This window comes from Paraprevotella xylaniphila YIT 11841 (assembly GCF_000205165.1).
Taxonomy (GTDB): domain Bacteria; phylum Bacteroidota; class Bacteroidia; order Bacteroidales; family Bacteroidaceae; genus Paraprevotella; species Paraprevotella xylaniphila.
The window spans coordinates 1-26,809 of record NZ_GL883812.1 but is presented as its reverse complement, the minus strand read 5'-3'; the positions used below and the strand labels follow the sequence as shown (position 1 = coordinate 26,809).

General features: G+C 46.3%; 21 protein-coding genes and 1 tRNA gene. 8 read left to right on the top strand and 14 right to left on the bottom strand.

The features are described from left to right. Positions 1 to 433 precede the first annotated feature (433 nt). Positions 434 to 3,388 (bottom strand): outer membrane beta-barrel protein, encoded by a 2,955-nt coding sequence (locus HMPREF9442_RS01275; RefSeq protein WP_253270976.1) that lies wholly within the window; start codon positions 3,386 to 3,388, stop codon positions 434 to 436. 289 nt (positions 3,389 to 3,677) lie between these two features. Between HMPREF9442_RS01275 and HMPREF9442_RS01270 the strand changes: the two genes are divergently transcribed. Both HMPREF9442_RS01270 and HMPREF9442_RS01265 read left to right on the top strand, forming a co-directional pair. After that, on the top strand, positions 3,678 to 4,661 hold the full coding sequence (locus tag HMPREF9442_RS01270) for a hypothetical protein (RefSeq protein ID WP_253270975.1): 984 nt from the start codon (positions 3,678 to 3,680) through the stop codon (positions 4,659 to 4,661). Positions 4,662 to 4,995: 334 nt separating this feature from the next. Continuing rightward, positions 4,996 to 5,424 carry a hypothetical protein gene (locus HMPREF9442_RS01265; RefSeq protein WP_232038353.1) on the top strand — a complete coding sequence of 143 codons (429 nt, stop codon included), beginning with the start codon at positions 4,996 to 4,998 and terminating at the stop codon, positions 5,422 to 5,424. A 29-nt stretch (positions 5,425 to 5,453) separates the two neighbouring features. On the opposite strand, the gene HMPREF9442_RS01260 is transcribed toward HMPREF9442_RS01265, so the two are convergent. After that, the gene (locus tag HMPREF9442_RS01260; RefSeq protein ID WP_008624419.1) at positions 5,454 to 6,806 is read right to left on the bottom strand and encodes an MATE family efflux transporter; all 1,353 of its coding nucleotides are present in this window, start codon (positions 6,804 to 6,806) and stop codon (positions 5,454 to 5,456) included. 159 nt (positions 6,807 to 6,965) lie between these two features. On the opposite strand from HMPREF9442_RS01260, the gene HMPREF9442_RS01255 reads away from it, so the two are divergent. The 3 genes from HMPREF9442_RS01255 to HMPREF9442_RS01245 all read left to right on the top strand — a co-directional run bounded on the left by HMPREF9442_RS01255 (position 6,966) and on the right by HMPREF9442_RS01245 (position 8,939). Further along, positions 6,966 to 8,171 carry a tyrosine-type recombinase/integrase gene (locus tag HMPREF9442_RS01255; protein WP_040602457.1) on the top strand — a complete coding sequence of 402 codons (1,206 nt, stop codon included), beginning with the start codon at positions 6,966 to 6,968 and terminating at the stop codon, positions 8,169 to 8,171. Positions 8,172 to 8,379: 208 nt separating this feature from the next. After that, on the top strand, positions 8,380 to 8,580 hold the full coding sequence (locus HMPREF9442_RS01250) for a hypothetical protein (RefSeq protein WP_008624416.1): 201 nt from the start codon (positions 8,380 to 8,382) through the stop codon (positions 8,578 to 8,580). A gap of 274 nt (positions 8,581 to 8,854) precedes the next feature. Next, positions 8,855 to 8,939, top strand: a tRNA-Ser gene (locus HMPREF9442_RS01245). A gap of 402 nt (positions 8,940 to 9,341) precedes the next feature. On the opposite strand, the gene panD is transcribed toward HMPREF9442_RS01245, so the two are convergent. Together panD and panC are read right to left on the bottom strand one after the other, a co-directional pair. Further along, complete coding sequence (panD, locus tag HMPREF9442_RS01240) at positions 9,342 to 9,695, bottom strand: aspartate 1-decarboxylase (protein WP_008624414.1); 354 nt, start codon at positions 9,693 to 9,695, stop codon at positions 9,342 to 9,344. A gap of 18 nt (positions 9,696 to 9,713) precedes the next feature. Next, positions 9,714 to 10,565, bottom strand: a complete 852-nt coding sequence (gene panC / locus HMPREF9442_RS01235; RefSeq protein WP_008624413.1) for a pantoate--beta-alanine ligase — start codon at positions 10,563 to 10,565, stop codon at positions 9,714 to 9,716. 188 nt (positions 10,566 to 10,753) lie between these two features. Here panC and HMPREF9442_RS01230 point away from each other — a divergent pair, with 188 nt between their 5' ends. Together HMPREF9442_RS01230 and HMPREF9442_RS01225 are read left to right on the top strand one after the other, a co-directional pair. Then, complete coding sequence (locus HMPREF9442_RS01230) at positions 10,754 to 11,578, top strand: glycogen/starch synthase (protein WP_172604664.1); 825 nt, start codon at positions 10,754 to 10,756, stop codon at positions 11,576 to 11,578. A 24-nt stretch (positions 11,579 to 11,602) separates the two neighbouring features. Further along, positions 11,603 to 13,012 (top strand): DUF4270 domain-containing protein, encoded by a 1,410-nt coding sequence (locus tag HMPREF9442_RS01225; protein WP_008624410.1) that lies wholly within the window; start codon positions 11,603 to 11,605, stop codon positions 13,010 to 13,012. A 422-nt stretch (positions 13,013 to 13,434) separates the two neighbouring features. Here the strand turns inward: HMPREF9442_RS01225 and HMPREF9442_RS01220 are convergent, their stop codons facing one another. Genes HMPREF9442_RS01220 through HMPREF9442_RS01210 form a run of 3 tightly spaced genes read right to left on the bottom strand, consistent with a single transcriptional unit; the run spans position 13,435 to position 18,053 of the window. After that, a complete protein-coding gene (locus HMPREF9442_RS01220; protein WP_008624407.1) occupies positions 13,435 to 14,790 on the bottom strand; it encodes a glycoside hydrolase family 57 protein in 1,356 nt (451 codons plus the stop codon). Between the two features lie 16 nt (positions 14,791 to 14,806). Beyond that, on the bottom strand, positions 14,807 to 16,087 hold the full coding sequence (locus HMPREF9442_RS01215; protein ID WP_008624405.1) for a glycosyltransferase family 4 protein: 1,281 nt from the start codon (positions 16,085 to 16,087) through the stop codon (positions 14,807 to 14,809). A 19-nt stretch (positions 16,088 to 16,106) separates the two neighbouring features. Beyond that, positions 16,107 to 18,053 (bottom strand): glycogen debranching enzyme N-terminal domain-containing protein, encoded by a 1,947-nt coding sequence (locus tag HMPREF9442_RS01210; protein ID WP_008624403.1) that lies wholly within the window; start codon positions 18,051 to 18,053, stop codon positions 16,107 to 16,109. A 234-nt stretch (positions 18,054 to 18,287) separates the two neighbouring features. Between HMPREF9442_RS01210 and HMPREF9442_RS01205 the strand changes: the two genes are divergently transcribed. After that, positions 18,288 to 18,989 (top strand): Crp/Fnr family transcriptional regulator, encoded by a 702-nt coding sequence (locus HMPREF9442_RS01205; RefSeq protein ID WP_008624402.1) that lies wholly within the window; start codon positions 18,288 to 18,290, stop codon positions 18,987 to 18,989. 27 nt (positions 18,990 to 19,016) lie between these two features. Here the strand turns inward: HMPREF9442_RS01205 and HMPREF9442_RS01200 are convergent, their stop codons facing one another. From HMPREF9442_RS01200 to guaA, 7 genes are all read right to left on the bottom strand, one after another. Further along, positions 19,017 to 19,943, bottom strand: coding sequence for a diacylglycerol/lipid kinase family protein (locus tag HMPREF9442_RS01200; RefSeq protein ID WP_008624400.1), 927 nt, complete (start codon positions 19,941 to 19,943; stop codon positions 19,017 to 19,019). Between the two features lie 72 nt (positions 19,944 to 20,015). Continuing rightward, positions 20,016 to 20,948, bottom strand: a complete 933-nt coding sequence (miaA, locus tag HMPREF9442_RS01195; RefSeq protein ID WP_008624398.1) for a tRNA (adenosine(37)-N6)-dimethylallyltransferase MiaA — start codon at positions 20,946 to 20,948, stop codon at positions 20,016 to 20,018. An 82-nt stretch (positions 20,949 to 21,030) separates the two neighbouring features. After that, entirely contained in the window at positions 21,031 to 22,041 is a 1,011-nt protein-coding gene (gene gap / locus HMPREF9442_RS01190; RefSeq protein WP_008624396.1) for a type I glyceraldehyde-3-phosphate dehydrogenase, read from the bottom strand. A 156-nt stretch (positions 22,042 to 22,197) separates the two neighbouring features. Further along, positions 22,198 to 22,644, bottom strand: a complete 447-nt coding sequence (locus tag HMPREF9442_RS01185) for a lipocalin-like domain-containing protein (protein WP_008624394.1) — start codon at positions 22,642 to 22,644, stop codon at positions 22,198 to 22,200. Further along, on the bottom strand, positions 22,632 to 24,140 hold the full coding sequence (locus tag HMPREF9442_RS01180; RefSeq protein WP_008624392.1) for a capsule assembly Wzi family protein: 1,509 nt from the start codon (positions 24,138 to 24,140) through the stop codon (positions 22,632 to 22,634). Before HMPREF9442_RS01180 ends, HMPREF9442_RS01185 begins: the two co-directional genes overlap by 13 nt. Positions 24,141 to 24,199: 59 nt before the next feature. Next, positions 24,200 to 25,159: a glycosyltransferase family 2 protein gene (locus HMPREF9442_RS01175; protein WP_008624390.1), complete on the bottom strand. Its 960-nt coding sequence runs from the start codon at positions 25,157 to 25,159 to the stop codon at positions 24,200 to 24,202. A 70-nt stretch (positions 25,160 to 25,229) separates the two neighbouring features. Then, on the bottom strand, positions 25,230 to 26,753 hold the full coding sequence (gene guaA / locus HMPREF9442_RS01170; protein WP_040602456.1) for a glutamine-hydrolyzing GMP synthase: 1,524 nt from the start codon (positions 26,751 to 26,753) through the stop codon (positions 25,230 to 25,232). Positions 26,754 to 26,809 lie beyond the last annotated feature (56 nt).

Here is a 26,809-nt window from a genome sequence, read left to right as displayed (position 1 = left end):
CATCCGAACGGGGCAAAACGGGAAATAAAGACAGAGACTGTCCGCTGACTTCCGCCATAACGGATTTATCCGTTTTGCCTTTACAGCAATTCACTGACATTTTGCACCCGGACTCTTGTACGAAAAAAGGGTCTAATAATTCATAAAAGACGAAAAAAGGAGGCAAATCTGCCCGTGAAAGCCTCGTCTTTTCACGATTGAAGCCCGCTTTTTCCCTTGTCGGCTGACATCCTCAAACTTTTCTCAGCCGAACGATTTTCCAATCTCAGCCGAACGATTTTTCATTCGGCTGAGAAAAATCCCTTTTTTTTAAGAAACACCCTTCCGGAATGCTTCATACAAGCATTCCGGATAAATTGTTTTTCACATTCTCTTTCTGGATTCCTTTTTCAGACAGGCCGAAAACCGGGTCGGAAATGACATTTTGCACGCCTTACTCCCGCTTTTTAGGATTTCGTGTCAACTTCCACCCCAAAGTAAGCATATAGTAGCCTTTCACGATATTATAATAAGTCTCTGTCTTCCCCTGCACGTTCACGTCCATATAAACGGAACGCATCTGGCGCAACAAATCCACGCCTTCCACCTTCACCATCAGGCGGTCTTTCAGGAAAGAACGCGAAAGGGAGGCGTTCCATATCAGATAGTCCGTATTCATGGCGGCTTCGTCATAGCCCCTGCGGCTGTACATGTTCAAACGGGTGGACAAGTGGATTTTCCACGGCATCGTGTATTCTCCCAAAAGGCCGTAACGGAAATCGAAAGCATCCACGGTGTTGAAGTCCGCCCGGCTGCCGTCGGCATGGCGGTAAGTGGCATCGCATCCCACATTCAGGGTCAGACTTCCGCGCTGGTAACCGGTGGAAAGGTAGGCCTTCGTCTCGTGGTTGTGCACCTTGCTCAACACGCTCTCCGTCATCCCCTCCACGGACGAGAGGTCCACGCTACGGTGAAAGTCATAGTTCAAATTCGCTCCCACATTCCAATATTCGGCCATACCTTCTTTCTGAAATGCCAGACTTCCATTGATGCCCCGATTACCGTCCACGTTCTGCGGACGGTAGGTGTACACTCCGGTTTCGGAATTGTAGCTGAACCCCTGTGCCACGTCGTTCACCCCAAGCCAGGCATTCACGTTCACTTGTGTAAACCACTTTTTCTCCGAGCTGCGGTGCAAGAATCCCGTGCGGAAGTTATACCGCCAACTGTTTTGCAGGTGCGGATTCCCCACACGTACATGCAAGGGATCGGAAGCATCTCGGACAGACAAACGGTTCACAAGGTCGGGCGTGCCCAAAGCCATGTCGGCATTGACCATGAACGTCCTGAAATATCTTGTACCTCCAAACCAATAGACCAAATAAGTGAAATCGGGCTGGACACGGAACACGCGACGTTGCAGGCCGGCATCTATCTCCTCCCGGCGGTAGCGCATGTCTTCCTTCGACTGTGTGAAAGGCAAATGGAAATTGAACCAGATGTATTTGTCCTCCGTCCGCCGGGAATAGAACGTGCGCAGCCCTAAAGTATGCACCCGAGAAAGGTCATGCCGGTAGTAACTGTTCGGCACGTCCAATGCTGCGGACAATTCGCGTGCGGAAGGCAATTCGCCCAAATGCCGAACCGCTCCCACCTCCCAACCGGCCAGACTGTCCAGACGATAGCGTGGCGAGGAATCGGAACGATAATCCTGCTTATATATATAATAGGTAAGGAAATGCCAGTCGTTCGGAAAGTTGAAAGTGTATTCCGCCGAGGGTTGGTAATAATAATTACGCCGACGTCTGCGGTCGTAACGGTTGCGGCGGTCGGCTTCGGACTCGGACGAAGCATAATCCAGCAGGTAATGCTCGAAACGGTCGTTCTCCGTCCGGCTGAGAGAGCCGGTGAATCGCAACTGGAGATTGTCACCCCACGGCAACTTGGCGTCCCACATCATGTCATGCCCCACATTGTACTTCCATTCCTCGAAAAGCGACCGGGTGGAAGAGCGGTTCAGCCAACGCATCCGTGCGCTTCCGGACGAAGGAAGGAGAAAAACGGAATCGAGCACCTCGTCGATGCCCCCCACGGCCGAAGGGTCGGCGTCGAAAGCCGCATCACGGGCATGACCGCGCATGTCCGTACAATCGTAACCTACGTAGGAATGCACGGTGAGCAAATGGTCCTTTGTTTTCCACGTCAACCAGTTATTGGCATTCACCCCCGTATAATCCACGTCTTGAAGGGAAGAAGAACGGGTGTAACGGTTGCCTTGCGGCAGATAAGCCTCTGTCGCCGACTTTTGGTTGACGAACTGGTCGCTCCATTCGGCATTGGCCGTGAGTTTGTCCTCAATGCCCCTCGCCTTGTTCTGCCAAAAAAACTCCCCACCGACCTGCCGGGTGACAAACTCACCGTTGGTCAGGCTTTCCTCCGGCCATTCGCCGTTTTCGCCCGGCCGATCATTATAAACGTTGGTGTTGTTCATCCCGCCAAAAAGGGTGACACGCGAGCGATCGGAATAACGCAGGCCGAAAGCCCGTCCGGCATAGCGGCTGTCCGTACCACCTCCCGCCGCGACATTGGCCATATAGCCGGTGTTGTATTCGCGTTTGAGGCTCACATCCATCACGTAGGCTTTTTTCTCCGTGTCGTAACCGAGAAACTCGCTGCGGTCGGTCGTCTTGTCATACACTTTCACTTGCTGCACCGTGAAGGCAGGCAGGTTGTCGAGCATCTTACGGTTGTCGCCCTTGAAAAAGTCCGTACCGTTCAGCGTCAGGTAATCCACCTTGCGGCCATTGACGTAAATCTCGCCGTTCGGCTTCAATTCCGCTCCGGGCAACTGGCGGACCAGTTCATTGAGCATCGCCCCTTCGGACAAGTTGAAGGCATCTGCATTGTAGACCACCGTATCGCCCCGGTAAGCCACCCGGATTTTGGTAGCCTTTACCACCACTTCTCCCAAACTGCGGTCTGCAAACGACGAACGCGGACGACGGCGCATCTCATGATGCCGGGCATCAACGTAGGAATTGCGTGCCACGTAACGCACCGTGCAGTCCACGTATTCCGGATAGTAATCGGGATGCTCGGCTTTGATGATGTAACGCGCCCTCCGGGGAGGTACATTGAACCTGTAATAGGTGTCTTCCTGCGGTGTGCCGGAATCTAAACACTGCACGTGCATGGTATCCACCACAGTGCTGTCTTCGCGCATCAATGTGACGAACGTGCCGTGAAGGGCGGCATAGGTGAAACCGTCCTTCACATGCCCCCAAAGGGCAATGGTGCGTGATTTAACCGTGTCCTCCTTCGCTACCTCCTGCCGAGCCTGAGCCACAGCCCCGGACGATAAACCCAACAACAGCCCCCACACCCATATCGCTTTTAAAAGTCCTTCCATTCGGCTTCCTTGTTTTTCCATTTATCAAAATAAGGCTTTCGCAAGCCTCCCATCTTGCCTTCTCAAAAGTAACGATTTAAATGATGAACGAAGATAATTCTTTTAACTTTCTCTTTTTACCCCCCCATTTTTAAAGTCTATTAACCAATCTTTTCCCAAAAACATTCTCCTCTTGTATGATAGGGAAACGCCTACCGCAAAATAGGAAAAATCCTTTTCACGTTCCATGAAAAAGCCGGATATTTGCAATGTAGAAAAGATGAAGTACGAACCGTTAAACAAAAAAGACATGAAAAAGTTATTAGGACTGATTACTGCTCTATGCTTCGGACTGGCCAGCCTTAATGCCATGTCTTACGAAGAAGCCCGCGACCGGGCCAGGTTCCTGACGGACAAGATGGCGTATGAACTGAACCTTAACGACCAACAATACAACGACGCCTACGAAATCAATCTGGATTACCTGATGAACATCAGGACGGCAAGCGACGCTTCGAGCGTGTATCTGGAATACAGAAACGCCGATTTGCGCTTTATCCTCTACGATTGGCAGTATGCTTTGTTTCAGGCTACCACTTACTTTTTTCGTCCTGTGATATGGAGAGCTACGGGGTGGTTCTTACCGGTGTATACCATTTACAGCCCGAGCCGCTTCTATTACAGTCCACCAAGGGTATACCGGGTGTACAGGGGCGGACACTACCGTTACCGGCACGAGCATCGGCAGAGCTTCTACGCTCACCGGCGCCCGGTATGGAACGGAGGATTGAGAGGGGAACACAGAGGCCCGTTACCGGGGCGTCCTGCCCTGCCACCTCACCGTCCCGGGCCACACAAAGGCAACGGTGGTTCTGGTTTTCATTTCGAATCGCCCGGCAGACCGCCACGACCAGGACAACGCCCGAACGGGCACCATGGTAATGGTTTCCGTTTTACCTCCGTACAAAAACCTGGAAATCAAGTCGTAGGAAAGGACAACGACAATAAACGACCGCCCGTCGTACGGCCACATTCGGACAACAGAAAACGGGAAGAACCGGTGACGAACCTGAGGACGAAGAGCCACTACAATAGACGGAGTTCCACCCGGACAACAGTAAACCGTCCATCGGTGCACCCGGAAATCCCAACGGCAAAATCGCCAATGTCTCCGCGAGTGCAAAGTACACAACGGATACAAAGGAGTCCTACACGTTCGTCTTTCTCTAAACCGACACCCTCGGTCAAAAGAAGTCCGGCAGCCCCACACAGCAAACGCGACCCTAAGAGATAGCAACCTGTGTTTCATTCTGGACAAAGAAACATAAATCAAGGAAAAAACTATGAATTGAATCTAAATAAGGAAACCTCAACTATGAAAAGTCAGTGTTTTCACTGACTAAAAGAACGGCCTCTCCGTGAAGGAGAGACCGTTTCTGCTTTTATATAACCCGACAAGCCAACACCTTGTCCGGCAAATCAAATAAGAATAATTTGCAATATTTTGGGGATTTTACAGTAATTCTCCTGTGATTAATCGCTATCTTTGGATAAGATAGGATGCGGCTCAGAGCTGCCCGATAAGTTTAACGATTAATTAATAATGAATGATGAAAAGAGCCTGTCTCATGGCAGCCCTAATGGCTGCAACCGCTTTCATAACCATCGGTTGCCAGAATGATACCGAAAGCAGAATAGCAGGAATATACGAACATCCGGCCCTGCCCGGACAAACCTTTGAATTTCATGCCGACCACACATTTATGAATACGACTGGAGCCGGCACCATGGACTGTATCATAAAACATCCCGGAACTTGGAAAGTAGACGGCGACAGCCTGATTATCGCCAACGACATTCAAAACACGACTTACGAATTCGGCGACAGCATAACGGAGGAAAACAAGACCTTAGTAAAAGAATTGTTCGAACGCATGGCCCAAAAACGACCAGAGAGAACGGCGTTTAAGATTATAGACGTGGACGAAAAAATGCTGAGCTTAGAAAAGAACGGGCAAATCACGACTTATGTCCGTACGGATAGCCTGAACCGATAAATGTTTACCAGAACAAGAACCGGAACACATTATATCTTCTTCAACTTCCAACGGCCCCCACGCAAGTAGGCATAACAAAGCAACAGGATGCAAAAACCGTATACGTGCTCGGATGTCCAACACCAAGCCACATCGAAACGCAAATGCTGGATGGTAACGTATATATATAAGGTATAAAACGACAATGTCACCATCTCCAGGATAAAAGCCTTGCGGGTATTACCCGTACCGGAAACGGCCTGGAAATAAATATTTCCCGGAGCAATCAGCAAAGGAGTCGTACAATAGACCCATAGCGAAGGAATAGCGGCAGCAATCAAATCCGGTATATTGGTGTAAACACCCAATATCACTTTCGGAAAAAGAGCAAAACATCCTACCATCGGCAACACTATCATAAAAGTCAGACGGACGTGCTGACGAATGGTGGACATCACCATGTCTTCTCTTCCCGAGCCTATCAGATTGCTGACCAGGGCACTGCACGTGGAAGCAAAAGCAGCCACAACCATAAAGGGTATTCCGGAGATATTGCGTACGACATTGGTTACGGCCAAAGCACGCTCTCCGAGGTGTTCCACGAAAAGAAAGAACAAGAACCAGGTGGAAAGAGAGATAAAATTCTGTATCATCGTCCAAAAAGACACGTCAAGCATCCTGCGAAGTTTACACCAACTGTAACGCACAGGATGAACCAAACCGTATTTGACCAAATCCACACGACGATAGGTATAAAGAATGAAAAATACGACTGAAACCAACTCCGCCAACGACGAACCGATGGCGGCCCCGGCAATCCCCAATGCCGGAAAGCCGAACTTTCCGAACACCAATATATAATTGAACACCACATTGGACAAGACCATTATCACAGAGTTCAGTGTCAGCGTCTTAGTCTGAGTCGTACCAACAAAAAACGCCCGGAACATTACAGCTATGAAGGAAAAGAAAAAACCGAAAATACGCCAGTCTATATAACTGAGAGCAGCCTCACAGATATGAGGCGACGACACAATAACCGGCAACAAAAACGGAGAAATGATTTTGGTGAGCAGGAAAGCGAACAAAGCCAACCCCAACATGAAATAAATACCCTGATAAAAGATTTCGCCGATTTCGTCGTAATGCTTCTCCCCATTACGACGGGCAATCAGAATCTGGGCCCCGACGCCGAAACCAAAACCCATCATGAAAACAGCCAGATAGTAGATGCCGGCAATGGCAGCTGCTCCCAGTTCCACTTCTCCCACCCGGCCGAGAAAAGCTGTATCCGTCATTCCTATCATCTGTTCCATCAACAGGCTGATCAGAATAGGATAAGCAATACGCATGATATCTTTCCCGGAATAGACTTTTTCTGTTAAAGCGTTCTTGGTTCCCATTTCTTATAAGTGTTCGATTTAGACGGGCAAAATTATAAAAAACACCGGATATGCCCAACGTCTACAGCATGTTTTAAATTGGTTTGGACATTTGAACTTATTTCACGGCAAGCCCTTTTTTAAGACTTGCCCATAAATCCATAACTAAAAAACATACAAATGGCATCAGTTAAAGTAAAATTCAGACCCTCGATTATCGAAGGAAAAACAGGAACTCTTTATTTGCAAGTTATCCACCGTCGTATCGTACGCTCACAAAAGACTAAGTATAAAGTCTATCCCGACGAATGGAACGCACGTACCGCACGCATCACACCATCTCCTTCCAGACCGGACAGGCATTCCATATTATCCCGCTACCGACATGAAATCAAACAGGATTTGTTCCGTCTGAATGAGTGCATTGCCAACCTGACGCGCAAAGGGCAGCCATACAGTACTGACGAGCTTCTCCGATTCTATCGTAAGCGATGTGAAAACGACACTTTGACCGGTTTCATGACCTCGCTCATCCGTCATCTGAAAGAACAAGGAAGAATACGCACGGGAGAAACTTATCAATGCACACTGAACAGCTTCATGCGTTTCAAAAACGGAGAAGAAATCATACTGGACGAGATGAACCAGGAAACAATAGAAGCCTATGAGGCATACTTAAAAAAAGGACGATTAAGCCTGAATACCATATCTTTTTATATGCGTATCTTAAGAGCTGTTTACAACCGGGCAGTGGAGAAAGAACTGACCACACAACGCTTTCCCTTTCGCCACGTATACACCGGAATAGAGAAAACCATAAAACGAGCTATTCCCCAACCTATCATCCGGCAGATAAAAGAAAAGGAACTCCTGACCGGAAGTTCGGTAGACTACGCCCGCGACATGTTCCTTTTCAGTTTCTACACGCGAGGCATGTCTTTTGTAGACATGGCATATCTGAAAAAAAAGGATTTGCACAACGGCATACTGACCTATCGCAGAAAAAAGACCGGACAGCAACTTTCCATCAAATGGGAACAATGCATGCAGGAGATTATAGAAAAATACCCTCCTAACCCGACAGAATACCTACTCCCTATCATTACATCAACCAATGAAAACGAACGCCTACAATACCGTAACTCTCTCACACTGGTAAACAGGAAACTCAAGATTCTGTCCGTATTCGTACACAGCCCCCACCCCTTGTCCATGTACGTTGCAAGGCATTCGTGGGCGAGCATCGCTAAAAGTAAAAACATACCTTTATCCATCATCAGCGAAGGAATGGGACATGATTCCGAAACCACCACACAGATTTATCTGGCTTCTTTGGACACGACTGTCATAGACAAAGCCAATTATTTAATATTAAACGACTTGTAACCATTCTACCTCATATAGAAGGTGAAGTGGTTATACTTTAAGACCAAAATATGACAATGATACACTTCACCCATCTCTCCCGGTTTCCCCGGGAGAGATGAATCTAAAATTGTCTCATAAATATACCCCATTAGTCCTAAATTTCTCCCAACCCTTCGTTGAAATAAAAAAAATCACTTAACTTTATCCCATCTTAAAAGAAAAAATCATGAGTGACGGAAATTTCAATCGCAGCCTATTGCCTCACACCCCTTACCACAGCGGTTTACAAGCAGGAAAAGCCATGGCTCGTATGCAAGCCATAGAAACCTTCAAATGTTACTTGGCAACACTGCATCCTGATTTTACAGAGGAAGAACGAAAAGAACAAACGGAAATCTTCAAGAAAATGCTATCGGCTAGATTGTAGCCGAAAGAACTGTCCTATTCCCTTTCCACACAACACCAATCTCCTTATATATAATAGAGTTTATATAAAATAAAGAACCGGATTATTGAAAGAGTGCCCTAAAACTTTATTCTATATATCGTTTAATAATAGTAACTTACATAGGGCTATGAAAGCAGGGAAAGAATAAAATCAAAAATTCAAAGCACTTTTTTCATTGAAAATTTGGACGAATGAAAATAATCACGTACCTTTGCATCGCTTTTGAGGAAGAGAGTTTCCCGGACAAAGTATTGGAGAGATGGTAGAGTGGTCGATTACAACGGTCTTGAAAACCGTCGTGCTGAGAGGCACCGGGGGTTCGAATCCCTCTCTCTCCGCTGAACGTGTTGGACAGAAATGGTCAGCAAACGGACAAAAAGCTACAAATCAATGATTTGTGGCTTTTTTTATTGTCCGAAAGTCCTGCTTACAAGACTTCAAAAGTACGGTAAAAGACAAAGTTTCGTTACTTCTATTTCTCAAACAGTTCGCTAAAAGTTTATTCCTCAACAGGCTAAGTCAAACCGCTGAAAATCTAAAATAAAATCGCCACATATCACCACGACTTTAAAAGGGTTCATATTATTATCAGGGCAAACAATTTCTGTTTAGCCAAAAAGGGCAAAGGAAATAAAAAAGAAACCGGCCGACCGTCTCTTTACGGACACTGTCGGCCGGAACAATTATATAAGAACGATGGCGGCACTCCACAAATGCATGCCCTCCCCTATCGCAAATCCTTAACGCACCAAACGGTTAGTCGCTGAATCCGGAAAAACGACAGTAGGAGCAAACGTCTTGGCTTCTTCAAAATCCATCATGGCGTATGAGATGATAATACAAACGTCTCCTACCTGCACTTTACGGGCAGCTGCGCCGTTCAGGCAAATACACCCCGAACCGCGTTCACCTTTTATAATATAGGTTTCCAAACGCTCACCATTGTTGTTGTTCACAATCTGGACCTTTTCTCCTGCAATCAAATTAGCCGCATCCATCAAGTCCTCATCAATAGTGATGCTCCCCATATAATTCAAATTAGCCTCCGTCACACGCACACAGTGCAACTTCGACTTCAGCACTTGGATCATCATACCCTTTTGCTTTTAATCTTATTCTTTATATCTAATATGATCTATCAAACGGATAGGCTGGCTTCCACAGAAAACGGTGATACACCCTACGATGTCATCCGAATCCGACCAACTGTCCAGTTCCTGCAAAGACCCTCCATCCACTATGGCAAAATATTGCACTTCCAGTCCCACTATGGCATTCAAGGAATCCACCACATATTGCCGGGTCTCTTTCAAGGTATGGTTCGTGGCAAAATTCTTGCTTTTGGAAAGAATGCCGAAGATATGAGCCGCTACGGCCTTCTCCCCGTCCGTCAACAAGGTGTTACGGCTACTCATGGCCAACCCGCTCTTTTCACGGACAACCGGACAAGGCACTATCTCTACTTTCAAATGCAAATCTTCGACCATGGCACGAATCACCGCAATCTGTTGGAAATCCTTCTCCCCGAAATAAGCACGGTCAGGCTCCACGATGGCAAACAATTTGCTCACAATCTGGCATACGCCATTGAAATGTCCGGGACGGAAAGCCCCTTCCATCACCGTATCCACCGGCGGATAACTGAATTTCCTGCTATCAGGCTGAGGATACATTTCTTCCACAGACGGCGCAAAGACGAAATCAGCCCCCACACCTTCCAACAAAGCACAATCCGCATCCAACGTCCGAGGATATTTCTCTAAATCTTTTTTATCATTAAACTGCGTAGGATTCAAAAACACGCTCACTACGGTCACATCATTTTCTGCTACACAACGTCTCACCAAGGAAGCGTGTCCCTCATGCAATGCACCCATCGTAGGCACCAATCCAATCTTTTCACCTTTTGCACGCGCCTCTGCCAAGTTGCGTCGCAAATCTTCAATTGTATGAATTAACTTCATTTGTGGTTGATTTTAAACTGCATTCCCTAAAAAACTCTGCAAAATAACATATAAAATACCACATAGCAAAAACATTAGCCAAATAAATACGTGAAATTAATGAAAGAATTAAGCTCTATTCCCTTGAAAAAGGCTATAATGCCAAACTTTTTTCGTACCTTTGTGCCAAGGAAAAAGTGAACATGACAATGAAGGCAAAGAAAATACTATTCATTACTCAAGAAATGACGCCTTATGTTCCCGATTCGGAACTGGCTGCTATGGGTAGAGAACTTCCTCAGGAAATACAGGAAAAAGGACGAGAAATCAGAACATTTATGCCCAAATGGGGAAATATCAACGAACGTCGCAACCAGCTCCACGAAGTGATTCGTCTTTCCGGCATGAATTTAATCATAGATGATACGGACCATCCGCTCATCATCAAGGTGGCTTCAATCCAGGCCGCCCGGATGCAAGTATATTTCATAGACAACGATGACTATTTCCTGAAACGCCTGATGGCTCTCGACGAGAACGGCAACGAATATGAGGACAACAGCGAACGGGCCATATTCTATGCGCGGGGCGTATTGGAGACTGTAAAGAAACTTCGATGGGTTCCGGATGTCATCCACTGCCAAGGATGGATGTCAGCTTTGGTTCCCCTCTATGTCAAGACCGCCTATAAGGAAGAGCCTTCGTTCCGCGACAGCAAAATCGTGTATTCCATGTCTTCCGAAGATTTGAAACAGTCGATGGGCACGAATTTCGGCAATTGCATAACGTTCAGGGATGTGAACGCATCTGTCCTCGAAGACTTCAGCCCGGAAGTGACATACGACGAACTGAACAAATTAGCCATCAATTATTCCGACGGGCTGACCGTGCCCGATACGGACAAGTTCCAAGCCTTTGCCGAATACGCCCAAAGCAAAGAGATTCCGGTGTTGGAAAACGTCAGTGCCGCCGACGCCGATGCTTTTGCCGACTTCTACGACAAAGTATGGAGCCAAGGTAAGAATGAAGACTAAAAACATTTATCATCCTCTGCAAACATGAAATTCAAAACTTCATTCATCACGTTGATTGGATTATGCAGCGTGGCTTGTGACGACACGACCGATACTATCGGAATTTTCACGGATTCCGATAACATCAACGCTTCCGCTTCGGTATATGAAGCAAGCACACACTCACTATTGGCAGATTCCGTTTTAAGCAATAGCAACAGTTCTTACTTAGGACGTATGACCGACCCGGAAACGAACATGCAAATCAAGGCCGAGTTTCTGGCGCAGTTCGGCACGTTGGAAAACTATGAATTCCCCGCTTACGACCTGATGGTCAAGAACGAGCAAGGAGAAATCGAAGCGGATTCCATTGAAATCAGGTTATATTACGAAAAATATTACGGAGACGAGAACAATCCGATGAAAGTAGACGTATACGAATTGGACACCGCAAACGTCGTGCGCGAGGACACTACGTATTACAGCAATGCCGATTTCAGCCGGTATATCAACCGCCATGCAACGGGGCCCATTACACGAAAGGTCTTCACGACAAAGGATTTCACTTTGTCGGACGATTATCTGGAAAGCAGCTCATACACTCCGAACATACGTATCATGCTGCCTAAAGAATACGGCACATTCATCATAAAGAAATACTACGAGAACAAGGGCTTTTTCAAGAATTCATATAATTTCATACGCCATGTATGCCCCGGCTTCTATTTCAAACTGACGGACGGGGACGGTACGATGGTTAAGATGAGAGTAGGAGCCATGAATCTCTATTTCAGGTATAAAGATGCCGAAAAAGACACGGTTTACGTAGGTATGAGCCGTTTTGCAGCTACTCCCGAAGTCTTGCAGAACACTTACGTGGAAAATGATGACCTGGCCGAGTTGGTAGAAAACGACACCCAATGCACTTACTTGAAAACTCCTGCCGGAGTGTTTACGGAAATCACACTTCCTGTAAACGAAATCTACCAAGGACACCTCAACGACAGCATCAGCCAGGCTCAATTCTCCTTGTATCGCTATAATGCCACAAACCAGGAATCGGCCTTCGAGGTTCCCCAGACCCTATTGTTGGTGCGCAAACAAGACATGTACACGTTCTTTGAAGAAGGAAAAGTGCCGGACGAAAAAACATCTTACGTCACCTCTTTCAACAGCAGCTATAACACTTATACTTTTTCCAACATCAGCAACTTGGTATCTTACTGTAAGAGAGAGAGGAATGAGGAATCTGCCAAAGCCGGCATCACACCGGAAGCTTGGGAACAGCAGCATCAGGACTGGAACAAGGTGGTACTCATTCCTGTTGAAACCAACCAGGACAACAACAACAATATCGTCAGCGTGACGCATGACATGGGACTGGGAAGTGCCAAGTTAGTGGGTGGCGCAACAGACAAACTTAAAATCCAAGTGATTTATAGTACGTTCAATTAACCCACTCATTTACCCGTAACCACGGCAGGAATAAAAAGAACAGGTGGAGAAACCATAGGCTTCTCCACCTGTTCTTTTTATTCCCCTCCCTATGCCAAATTCTCACCATACTTTCAAAAAAAAACGGACACAGGGCTGTGGGAAACCAATCTGCGCCAAACGGAAAATCAATCTAAGCCGAATGATTTTTCAATCTCCTGAGAATGAAAAACGAATCTAAGGAGAATGTTACCGACCTATAAACCAAAACATTACAAGATTCCGGATTTTCAACAAAGAAACGTCCGTCACGCATGTGCCTCCCCTCCCCGGTGCTATACACGAGAAAGGCCGACCCACTTCTTTACGGCGAGTCGGCCACTGTCATCTTACGTTCCATGCCCACGCACAAACCTGCACCGTGGGACACGGAACGGCATGCGTCACTTCTTGGCTGCAACCTTGCGCGTGGAAACCTTCTTGGCCGTTTCCGCCCCTTCAGATGCCAACTTCTTCATACGGGCATTCAAACGTGCAATCTCTTTGTCCTTCACCTCCAATTCTTCTCCCTGGTTCTTAATCAGCGTAAGCAGTGAATTCAACTCTTCATTGTCTATATCACGAGGATACATGCCATTCACCCTGTTAATGAAATCGCCAAGGATATTCATATAATTCGTAAAGGCATCGTAGGGAGAATCATAAATTCCGCGGTACATGTTCCAACTACTGGATTTCGTGGTCATAAAACGGAAATTATTGCTAGCCTGCAGGTAATCCCAATCCTGTTTGATACGGCGGTCGTTACAAATACGCACACGGTCGGCCACGCTATACAGCTTGTTGAAAGCCTCTCGCTGCATGCCATTTCCCAACCAACAACTGATGTCGCGCTCTTCGTCCACCCATGACATGGGATAAGGCACTTCAAGCGCGTCAACCGACTTGTGATGGTCTATCACTTCCGAAGGGGTGGAGAAAGAGATTCCACGGGCCTTGGCGCAAGCCGGCAGGGCCTTGAGGAACTCCAGTATATTGGACGAAAGCGGTTGGAACATACCCAATGCGCACAACTCCATGAAGATATTAATCACTTGCTCCTCTTCCGGCACTGCCGCTATCCAATCCATATAGGTTTCGGCAAACAAGGGGAACTCGCTCCAAGTGGAATTACTGAAACGCAAGGATATATCGTCCGACAATTTATAATCCCGCAAAAGGAGTTTCAGGTTCGGATTCTGTGAACAATGGTACACAAAATGAGGGCTCTTCCATCCTAAGATGTGTTTGGCACCCTCCGTCAGCAATCCCTTGAACCCCATCGAAGCTACCATATTCCCTATGTCGTCGGAATATATCAAAGAAGAATTGCGGAACACCTTTGGCGACTTTCCAAAAAGTTCCTTAATCTTTCGTGACATCCTCAAGGTTTCCTCCCGGAAACTCTCCTCATTGGCCAGGGAAGACAAGCCGTGGGAATAAGGCTCCACCAAGAACTCCACACCTCCTGTCTCATTCAAATCTTGTAACAAATCTATGACGGATGGCGCATAATTCTCCAACAGTTCAATGGCAGTGCCGGAAATCGAGAAAGCGACCTTGAAAAATCCAGGGTTCTCTTTCAGCATCTGAAGCAAAGCCTGCAACGCAGGCAGGTAGGAATGCTCAACCGTATTGGTTATGCTGCATTCGTTCTCATAATCATCATAATAATAATGGTCCGTACCGATGTCGAAGAAGCGGTAACGTTTCAAATGTATATTTTGATGAATTTCAAAGTAAAGGCATATCGTTTTCATGTCTTAGGATTTTAGATTATTTATATTTTTGGATTGTCTCGTCATAAAGTTTCCGGATGCGTTGGCCCACTTTCTCCCACGTGATGCCGTCCACCTCTTTCTTTCCTTCCACCTGCAAATATTCATGCAAGGAAGGGTACACGCAAAGCGCATACATGGCGTCGGCCATGGCATCTATGTCCCAATAGTCCACCTTGATGCACTTAGACAGAATCTCGGCGCAACCGGATTGTTTGCTGATAATGGAAGGCACCCCGCTTTGCATCGCCTCGAGCGGGGAAATCCCAAACGGCTCCGACACGGAAGGCATCACATACACGTCGCTGTCACGGAAACATTCGAACACCTGTTTCCCTTTCATAAACCCGGGAAAATGGCAACGGTCGGCTATCCCGTAGGCTGCAGCCATCTCAATCATGGAGTTCATCATGTCACCGTTTCCGGCAAAGCAAAAACGCACGTTGTGTGTACGGTCCAACACCCGCTTGGCCGCTTCGATGAAATACTCAGGCCCTTTCTGCATGGTGATACGCCCCAGGAAAGTCACTACTTTCTCCTTGCGTTCCGAATAGGGTTTCCTTTGGTCCACAATCTCCTGAAGCTCGGAAGCTAACGGATACACGGCATTATGCATGGCAAAACACTTTGCCGGATCTTGATGATAATGGTTGATTACCGTCTGGCGCGTCAGCTCGCTCACGCACATGATACAGTCCGCATGGTCCATGCCGTTCTTTTCGATGCTGTAGACTGTGGGATTCACATTTCCGCGACTCCGGTCGAAGTCCGTGGCATGCACATGAATCACCAACGGTTTCCCGCTGACTTGCTTGGCATGGATGCCCGCAGGATAGGTCAACCAATCGTGTGCATGAATGATGTCGAACCGTTGCTGCCGGGCCACCACTCCTGCCACGATGGAATAGTTGTTGATTTCCTCGTGCAAGTTGTCCGGATAGCGGCCGGAAAACTCCATGCAGCCCAAGTCATCCACATGCATATATGAAAAGTCGGCATAAATATGATCGCGCAAATCATAATAAAGTTGCGGGTCCATGTAACTGCCCACCCTGCCGTTTACATAATTCCAATCCACGTCACGCCAAACGATAGGCACGCTGTTCATACCTATAATCTTCATAAAGCTTTGGTCTTCATCTCCCCAAGGTTTCGGGATACAAAAAGTGATATCCATATCTGGCTGTAAGGAAAGACCTTTCGTCAGACCGTAACTTGCCGTACCGAGTCCTCCAAGAATATGAGGAGGAAACTCCCAACCAAACATTAATACTTTCATATTCAGTTCCTCCTAATCTTTATATATCATATTTTTCGATTAATTTCACCACACGGAGAATCTCAGCCACATTCATCGCAAAGGATATGGCCCCTCGGGCATGGTAAGGTGGGTTTCCGTCGAACAGTTCCGGTATGGTGCCTATACAATGCGAAAACATTTCTTCTTCAAAGCCCACCAACACGCGTTCCACAAAACTTACACGGCTCTTTTTATACAAACGCATGCAGGCTTCCATATAAAATCCAGCCAACCAAGGCCATGCCGTACCTTGATGATAGGCGTAGTCACGTTGGACTTGAGGGCCGACGTACATCGGGTTATATCCCCCGCTCTTGGGACTCAGGGAACGAAGCCCCTTAGGGGTCAATAACTCCTTCGTACAAATATCAAAAACCGCTTTCTTTTCCGGAAGGGGCAAGGGAGAATAGTCAAGTGCCACGGCAAATATCATATTGGGACGGACACTCCAGTCTTGTTCTTGGTTTTTCTCGTCCACGTAATCGAACAAATATCCATACTGGTTCAAGAAAACCTTTCTGAACGAATTTTCCGCCTTGGCGGCCATCCCTGCAAAATATTGTTCCTCTTCCTTTCGGCCAGCCATCCGGCAAATCTCCTCGCTAAACTTCAATGCATTATACCATAAGGCATTGAACTCCACGATATACCCGCTTCGCGGTACTATCGGACGGCCGTTTGCCGTCGAGTTCATCCAAGTCACGGCTTTACTCTTCCCCTGGGCGTATACCAATCCGTTGTCTCTGACTTTCAAATTGGGATGGGAACTTGTACTCAGATACATCATGATGTCCTTTGCCAGAAGTCCGTATTTCTCGACACATTTCTGCAAAGAAACAATCTTGCCATATTGTTGAATACACCAAACCGCCCACAAAAGAATATCCGGATGTTCTATTTCATGTATTTTCACGCTCAACGGCTCGCCGGCCATAAATTCCCGAACGCCTTTTTCCACCGTTTTCATGCACATTTCAAACTGCTCCACTTCTTCATTGACCAAAGTCAATCCCGGCAAAGCAATCAGCATATCACGCGCACGGCACTTAAACCAGGGATAGCCTGCCAAAATATAATTCTCCCCGTCTACATGATAATAGAATTGATGTGCAGAATTTACCAGACAATGATAGAAATTATCCCTCGGAGTACGAATCTTCGCTTCAAAATCTGCTATCTGTCTCAACTGAGTGGTCTTTATCTCAGACACTCCGGCGGAAAATACCACACTCTCGCCTTTTTTTATCTTCAGTTCAAAATAACCGGGCACATAGAGGTCCTCATTAAAGGCATATCCTCTCTCCAATTCTTTCGGATACTCCACGCCTCGATACCAATCCGGCTGAAAAACAAAATCGTTTTTCTTGTTCAACTGCATGTAAAGCTCGGGATAACCCTCATACATGCAAGTCTTGATACCATTCGGCACTTCTTGATAGTCCCGGTTCACCCTTGTGTTCTCATGCGTGTACTCCCTCACACAACGGAATGCCAGAAAAGGACGGAGCTTCAAAGTCGTTTCGGAATGGGCGTCCAAGAGCGTATAACGGATGATAATGCGGTTTTCATAATGCTGGAACACCTTTTCTTTCTTCAGGACCACTCCTCCTACACGATAGATTGTAGTAGGCACCTGGTCGCAATTAAATTCCCGAATGTACTTATGGCCATTCGGGCTGAAATTGTTCCCTTGATACTTGTGAAGCCCCAAGTTAAACTCAGCCCCGTGTTGTACCACCGTCTCATCCAATGAAGACAACAACACATAATTCTCGTCGCCCAATTCCGGTATCGGGACAACCAACAAACCATGATATTTTCTTGTATTACAATCCACAATCGTAGAACAAGAATAAGCACCCGAGCGATTAGACCTCAAAATCTCTTTGGGTAACGCTTCCTCCAAATTGGTCATCAGAGTCTTATCAAAATGAATGTAACTCATAGTCTAGAAATTATATATAAGGTTTTCACTTTACTGTTTATTTTGTCTCTGTTTTTATTTATGCAACCCAAAAATAATAAAAATCCGGCTATCCACGAACATAAGGAATAAGTTTTTTTTAAGGATTCATAAAAAAATGCTGCAAAACATATTTTTATAACCTTAAGATTTCATGAATCTATCAAGAATTACTAATTTTGTGTTGTAAAACATAATTTGAAGCAGATTTGATTTATGGTCAAGCAGGACATGGACAAGGAAGAGGTTTTAGAAAAAATCTCAGACTTATGCAAACCACTCACCCCAGGACAACGCGAATATTTAACAGAAAACCTCACAGTTTATACATTTAGAAAGAACGAAGCGATTTACAGTGAAGGTGAATTCCCGACTCAACTCATGTGTCTTTTATCCGGGAAGGTAAAAATATTCAAGAACGGTGTCAGCGGGCGTAATCAAATCATCCGCGTAATCAAGCCCGTAGAATACTTTGCCTATCGTGCGTACTTTGCCCATCAGGAGTTTCTGACTGCCGCTGCCGCATTCGAAGCCTCAACGATAGCCATGATTCCCATGTCTACCATCACGAAGTTGGTAAGTAGCAATAATGACTTGGCATGGTTTTTCATCAAACAATTATCTGTAGATTTGGGTATAGCCGACGAACGTACAGTCAACTTGACTCAAAAACACATACGGGGACGGTTGGCCGAATCAATTCTGTTTTTGAAGGAGAGTTACGGGTTGGAAGAAGATGGCTGCACACTCAGCATCTATCTGTCCCGTGAAGACTTGGCCAGCCTCTCCAACATGACAACTTCCAACGCGATTCGTACATTGACTAATTTCGCCTCTGAGAAAATCATCGCGATAGACGGCCGGAAAATCAAAATCATATCGGAAGACAGATTGGAAAAGATATCTAAAATAGGATAGGTCTCATGATTATTGTTTCCGAGCCGTTCAACCCGGTATGATGAAATTCACCCATTCTTGATGTATACCTATCTTCATGGGCGTAGAACCGTTCTCCCATACCGCTCCGTCCAAGCTGATCATAGCCTTTCCGTTATCAAAAAAGTCCACTTCTTTAGTCCTATACGACTTTACGGCTTTATGATTCAAGAAGCGACCTCGGAAAAGCATCCATAAAGCTTCCACCATCTGGCTGATTTCCGGATGCGACACGACTGAAACATCCAATAATCCATTGTACGGAACTCCGCTCGGAGTCTGGCCATACCCTCTGGCACTACTGATACATACCGTCATTACACTTTTCTCGATGTCATCCAAATTCACTTTGAAATGCATCTTGTGTTCCATACGCTGAAACAGCAACAAAAACATAGACGATAAATGAGAAAGGGTCAGCATACCCCAAAAACGGCGCGTCTTGTGCTTGATATTCATAATGTTCGCCACCAAACCGACATTCACACAATTTAAAAAGAAACGGGGATGGGCATCCCCTATCCGCTCCGGCACACAATACCCAACGTCCACTTTACGGACCCTTCGCTTTATCAGCCAATCTATCGTTTGCTTGTAATTATCTTCCTCAAATCCCCAGAAATGTGCAAAATCATTTCCCCAACCGTTAGGAATAACCCCGAAAGCAACGTTTCGACGAACCTCCTCTCCTTGCGATAGTACTCCGTTTAACGCACGGTTTAATGCAGCGTCGCCTCCCACAATGACAATCGTTGTATAGCCATTTGAAGCAAGCATACCCGCCAGGCGTTCTACGGATTTCGGCCCTTCGCTCTGCACGAAATCATAAAGTACGCCTTTCTCCGTCAAATATGAGCGTATAGCCTCCCACTCTTTATGTATGTGACGGACACCGTCTTTCGGACAGTATATAATCCCCCATCTTGATGGTTCCATAATCCTATTTACTAAAAACGCACAAATATACGCAAAACTATTTATTCTCTACTTGAATATTCTTCTAAATCTTCACGGACACAGCCAATCTTGAATCTGACCGATTTTCTTTTCCATAGGCCAACCTGCGTCCAACCAGTTTATCTTAATGCCACGGCGCTCCATTCCGCGGAACCAAGTCATCTGTCGCTTGGCAAACTGATGGATAGCGGTTTCCAAACCACGGAACATCTCCTCATACGTCAGCTCTCCGAGTACGTATCGTGTCAGATACTTATACTCCAAGCCATAATATATCAGGTCTTCCGCCGGTATCCCCTCGTCTAACAGCCTTTTTATCTCATCAACCATCCCCTCATCCAAACGTTGCCTTAGACGTTCTGTTATTTTTTTACGTCTCAAATCCCGCTCTATGTCCACCCCTATGACCAAGGAACGGATTTCGGGAAAAGCCCTCGCCTCCGTAGGATGCAAACGATAATACTCCTCTATTTCTATCGCGCGTATCGCACGTTTCACGGTATCGACATCCGTCGTATTATGAAGCACCTTATATGAACCCAGTATCTTTGTCAGTTCGGGGAGGCTCTTTCGAGCCAAGTTTGCACGCAAATCCGGATTTTCCGGTACGGGCATCAGGTTATATCCTTTCAACACGGACTCGATATATAAGCCTGTACCTCCACATAATATAGGAAGCATACGACGTGCTTTCAACGCTTCATAAACTTTCAAGAAGTCCCGCTGATACTCAAACAAATTATATTTCGTACCCGGTTCTACTATATCAATCAAATGATAAGGAACAGAACAACCATTGATGACATAGTCTTTCAAGTCTTTTCCGGTTCCCAAATCCATACGCCTGTACACCTGCCGACTGTCACCACTGATTATCTCCGTCTTCAGTTCGCAGGCCAAAGCCACAGCTAATGCAGTCTTTCCCGACGCCGTAGGCCCTAATATCGTAATAAGGTCATAGTTCATCGTATCATCGTTTACCATATTATAATAATGAAAGCAAAGATACGAAAAAAGCCACCCTCTCAAAAGGAGGATGGCTTCATTTTTATCGTAGCAAAGGGAATTAACCGTTAACTTTCTTCATGTGAGCGATCAATTCCAATACCTTGTTAGAATAACCGATTTCATTGTCATACCAAGAAACCACCTTAACAAAAGTATCTGTCAAAGCGATACCTGCCTTAGCATCGAAGATAGAAGTACGAGTGTCACCCAAGAAGTCAGAAGAAACCACTGCATCTTCAGTATAACCCAGAACACCCTTCAATTCGCCTTCAGAAGCAGCCTTCATTGCAGCGCAAATCTCTTCGTACTTAGCCGGTTTTGCCAAGTTTACAGTCAGGTCTACTACAGAAACATCCAAAGTCGGAACACGCATAGACATACCGGTCAACTTACCGTTCAATTCAGGAATAACCTTACCTACAGCCTTAGCAGCACCTGTAGAAGACGGGATGATGTTGCCAGAAGCAGCACGACCACCACGCCAATCCTTCATAGAAGGACCGTCTACAGTCTTCTGAGTTGCAGTAGTAGAGTGAACAGTTGTCATCAAACCGTCTGTGATACCCCAGTTGTCATTCAAAACCTTAGCGATAGGAGCCAAACAGTTTGTCGTACAAGAAGCGTTAGAAACGAACTGAGTACCCTTTACGTATTTGTCGAAGTTTACACCACAAACGAACATCGGAGTAGCGTCCTTGGAAGGAGCCGACATAACTACGTACTTAGCACCTGCATCGATATGAGCCTGGGCCTTCTCCTGAGTCAGGAACAAACCTGTAGATTCAACTACATATTCAGCCTCAACTTCGTTCCACTTCAAATCAGCCGGATTACGTTCTGCCGTTACACGAATCTCTTTACCGTTTACAATCAACTTGCTGTTTTCAACATCAGCTTCGATTGTACCTTCGAAAGCACCGTGCATAGTATCATACTTCAGCATGTAAGCCAAGTAATCTACCGGACACAAGTCATTGATACCTACAATCTGGATGTCACTTCTGTTCTGAGCAGCACGGAATACGAAACGGCCGATACGACCGAAACCATTAATACCTACTTTAATCATTTTACTTAATCTTTAAAATTAAAGGTTCTAATATAAGTTATCTAACTCTTTTCTAATATTTTGCAGCACGAATATTTTGAAGTCAGCCTTCTCTCGGCTTGCGCACTGCAAATTTATGAATTTCTTTTGAAATAGAGCATATAAAAAAGGAAAAAATTAAAAGGAACGGAAATACAAGGAAGTCCCTGATGAGCGAAGCACCATACGGTCACCATCGAGCCGCACGACCTCAAAAGTCACATCTCCGGAAGGTATGCCAAAAAGCTTCAGCTTATCTACATCCGCCTCTTGAGACGGATTCCCTTTTACCCTGAAATTATACATACGCAAAGTTGCGGAACCTTCATTATAATCATACCTACACACGTACGTCCCATAACCGTTACCACCCAAATCCCGAATCTCGGACACACCGAGCTGAAATGCCCAAAACAGACGATTACATTCCGAATGCCCGTCCGTAGCCTCATCCTCTATACTCTCCTGTTTCCAATATCCTTCCAAATCAGGATATTCCGGTGCCTTGTCCGTACAAGACAAACAGAATGAGACGGTCAGGCATACACAAATCCATTTAAAAATCAAACTATTTATTTTATACATATTCCCTCCTTTCTTATGGTTATCATACCACCGCCGCTATTACCAAGATAATTACCGTGATCCACGGCCGCCGAAACGGAAAAATGCCATCCGGCCAATGCCTTGGGCGAATACGTCACTTCATACAGCGAACTGAACTGTTTGCATATCTTATCCAAAGGATTGACGTATGTTCCCCAATGAAGCGCGTATGACATCAGTACGCGATAGGCCCACTCGTCTGACGGTGTCCCGCTGAAAGCCCAATGGTTGGCACGCACACGGTTGCTCCGGAACTTAAGGCTGCCATCACGGTTGTAGATTGGTCCGGGCAACAATGGGTTACCGATTCCCATACCATAATGTTGCCAAGACTGGTAAAAGAAATTATTATAGTAATCGTCACAAGCACTTACTTGCATACCCGGAAAAGCCGCTCCCGGAAAACGTTCGTCTCCGTCATACAAAATAGGACCCGACTGGTCTTTCGTAGCCAATCCTTCCCAAAGCAAAGTATTGACCCAACGGTTCCGGGGCAAAGTAATCTCAAATCCTAAGTGCCCGTCTTTCCAACGTCCGTATTGGAGGAACATTTGTGAATGGTCGTCAAAGAAATGTTCATAATATGCACGGAACTTCCAATCGCGCCAATAATAATTCAACGCAAAGTTCCAACTGCCCACATGATTGCCTTCCACATTCACCTGATCTCCCCCGGTAGTGCCGTCTCCCCCGGCTTGGGCCAAGAAAACTTTGGCATAATTCTTCAATCCATGAGGCATCTCGTACACAGTCTCTTTCCACTCACCGTCTTTCAAAGAGAAGGTATGCTGCGTTCCTCCGAACTGCGCCGACATCAGCATGCCGAGTTCTGCTTCCAAAGGAAACCTTTCCTTGTTTCCCACCTTGAACATCAACTCCTTACTGTGATAAAGAATGTCTTCCACGTAGGCTTGGTGGTTTGCCCCCGCAAAATCACGTTGCCAACGGTCATCCGTAAAACGCCCGTAAGCGATATAGCCTTTAAAAGCAAACCACCCTTTTGTTCCCGGTACCGTATAATAATCCGCAATCTCTGCCCTAACCTGTGGAACAGGCCGCGCATTATTTCCTTCCACCATTCCGCCACTGCTCAACAGCGGGTTCTTCCCCAACGGATTGCGTTCCTTGTTCCCGATGCTCAAATTAAGAACTCTCCACGAAAAGTCCGCATAAGCCTGTTGCACGATAAATTCGGAAGGGCTGTTCACGGCCGCAGCCAAATCCAATCCGGCTCCAATCCGCCAACCATGATTAAAATATTTACGGTAAGCAAGTCCCGCACGCAAATAAGCACTGTTCGATTCCTGGCTTGACAGGCCGTTCCGGTTGGCTGTAAACCACAACGGTGCATAATCTCCAGAACTGGCATTCGCAGACATTTCCACATTGTACACCAATGTAGAGTCATTTTGTGCACAAACAATAGAAGAAAACACTACAGCCAATCCGAAAACCGCCCCTACTTTTTTCACCATTTTTATATTACTTTTATATAATCCGCCTCCCCCTAAAAAGAGACAGCATCTCCTCTAACCTAAATCCACTTATTTTTTAAATCGCTAAGCTTGGAATACATCCTCCTCATCCATAAGGAAGGTAATAACAAATATAATTTCGTTTTCAATGGCACGTCATAACCATACTTGCCAATATCCTCCTTCAATTCCATGTAGAAACGACTATGCCTCCACAAGCGGCACGGCTGACAACAAGCCACATCCAAGAGGTTGACCAACCTGTCGCTTATCGTATCCGACATGTATGTAGCCCACAAATGCTCGGGAATAGCGCCTTTACGTAATTCATGGATGGCTAAGGCATAACCTGCGTTCCATTTAAAATTCGCACATGTCGTGTCCGCCCCTTTGTCATACACTTTCTCATATATTACATTCACGGGCTTACGTGTTTGAAAAATGACCCTTAACCAAAACACGTAGTCTTCTCCCATGTTGATCTCACGAGGAATATCCCACACCCAAGATGTCAAGACAGAACGACGGAACAAGCATCCCCATGGCACACCGATAGGCCCTTCCGCCCTTACCACCATATGACGGAATTCTTCTATGGAAATCTTAGGGCACCGCCTTCCCTTCGAAAATTTATAGCCATTCCCCAAAACAACATCCACGTCGTCAATAGCCTTGGCATACAAACGGGAAATAGCATCCTTTGGAAGCGTATCATCCGAATCGACATACCCAATCCATTTAGCCTGAGACATTATCGTCCCCACGCCACGCGCAGCAGAACGTCCCTTATTTTTTTGATGGATAACCTTGACACGACTATCTCTTCTAGCACAGTTGTCACATAAAACTCCACTACCATCATTACTTCCATCATCCACCACTATTATTTCCAAATCCGGAAAATCCTGCCCAAGTACACTGTCAATCCAGTCTACAACCGTGTCCTCTGCATTATACACCGGAATGACTACCGAAACTTTCGGTAATCCGATGCTGCTACCAATGCTACCATTCACCATATATCTCCTTATAAAAGAAAAGGTAGCTGCGCATATCACGCACGGCTACCTCATAGTGGGTATACGATTGTCATTCCCATTCTATCGTCGAAGGCGGTTTGGAAGAGATGTCGTAACATACACGGTTCACTCCTTTCACCTTATTTATTATATCATTGCTCACCTTCGCCATGAAATCGTAAGGCAAATGTGCCCAATCGGCCGTCATTGCATCCGTACTGGTCACGGCACGCAAGGCTACAGCGCGTTCATACGTACGCTCGTCACCCATCACGCCTACGCTTTTCACGGGCAACAGGATTACACCGGCCTGCCAGACTTGATCGTACAACCCCCAGTCTCTCAACCCTTGGATAAAAATATCGTCGGCATCCTGCAACACACGTACCTTCTCCGGCGTAATGTCACCCAAGATACGCACGGCCAGTCCCGGTCCGGGGAACGGATGACGGGTAATCAAATGTTCCGGCATTCCCATCTGCCGCCCTACGCGGCGCACCTCGTCTTTAAACAACCATTTCAACGGTTCACAAAGTTGCAGGTTCATCTCCTCAGGCAAACCGCCCACATTGTGGTGGCTCTTGATTGTTTTTCCCGTAATATTCAGGCTCTCGATACGGTCGGGATAAATCGTTCCCTGCGCTAGCCACTTGGCATCGGTTATTTTCCGAGCCTCTGCATCGAACACCTCCACGAAGTCGCGGCCGATAATCTTACGCTTCTGCTCCGGATCGGTCACTCCTTCCAAATCCTTGAAGAACTTCGCACTGGCGTCCACGCCAATCACGTTCAGCCCCAGACACTCGTAGTCGTGCAACACATTCTTGAACTCGTTCTTACGCAACATCCCGTGGTCTACGAAGATACAGGTCAGATTCTTACCGATAGCCTTGTTCAGCAACACTGCGGCCACGGAAGAATCCACACCACCGCTCAATCCGAGAATCACCCGGTCGTCTCCCAACTGCGCTTTCAACTCGGCCACCGTAGTGTCTACGAACGAAGCCGCACTCCAATCCTGCTTGCTGCCGCAAATGTCCACTACAAAGTTTTTCAGCAACAGCGTTCCCTGTACGGAATGAAACACTTCCGGATGGAACTGCACACCCCATAGCGGTTCTCCCTCTGCCTGATAAGCGGCGTTCACGACTTTGTCGGTAGAAGCTATCACCTTAAAGCCCTCGGGCAATTTCGTAATAGTATCGCCATGGCTCATCCACACCTGGGAGTGCTCCTCAAATCCCTTGAACAAAGGATTCTCCTTGTCGAACGAAACCAAATTGGCACGCCCGTACTCACGCGTCCCAGCCGGTTCCACATTGCCGCCCAAAGTATAACTCATGAACTGCGCGCCATAGCAAATACCCAATATCGGATATTTCCCGCGAATTTCGTCCAAGTCAATTTTAAACGCCTCCTTATCATATACGCTGAAAGGCGAACCGCTTAAAATCACACCGATAACCGACGGATCTTCTTTCGGGAACTTGTTATAAGGCAATATCTCACAGAAGGTATCCAACTCCCGGACACGACGTCCGATAAGCTGTGTAGTCTGTGACCCGAAATCAAGAATGATGATTTTCTGTTGCATAAAAAGATTTTTATCTGATTTTGTGCGCAAAGTTACTACAAAAAAGTGAAATGCGG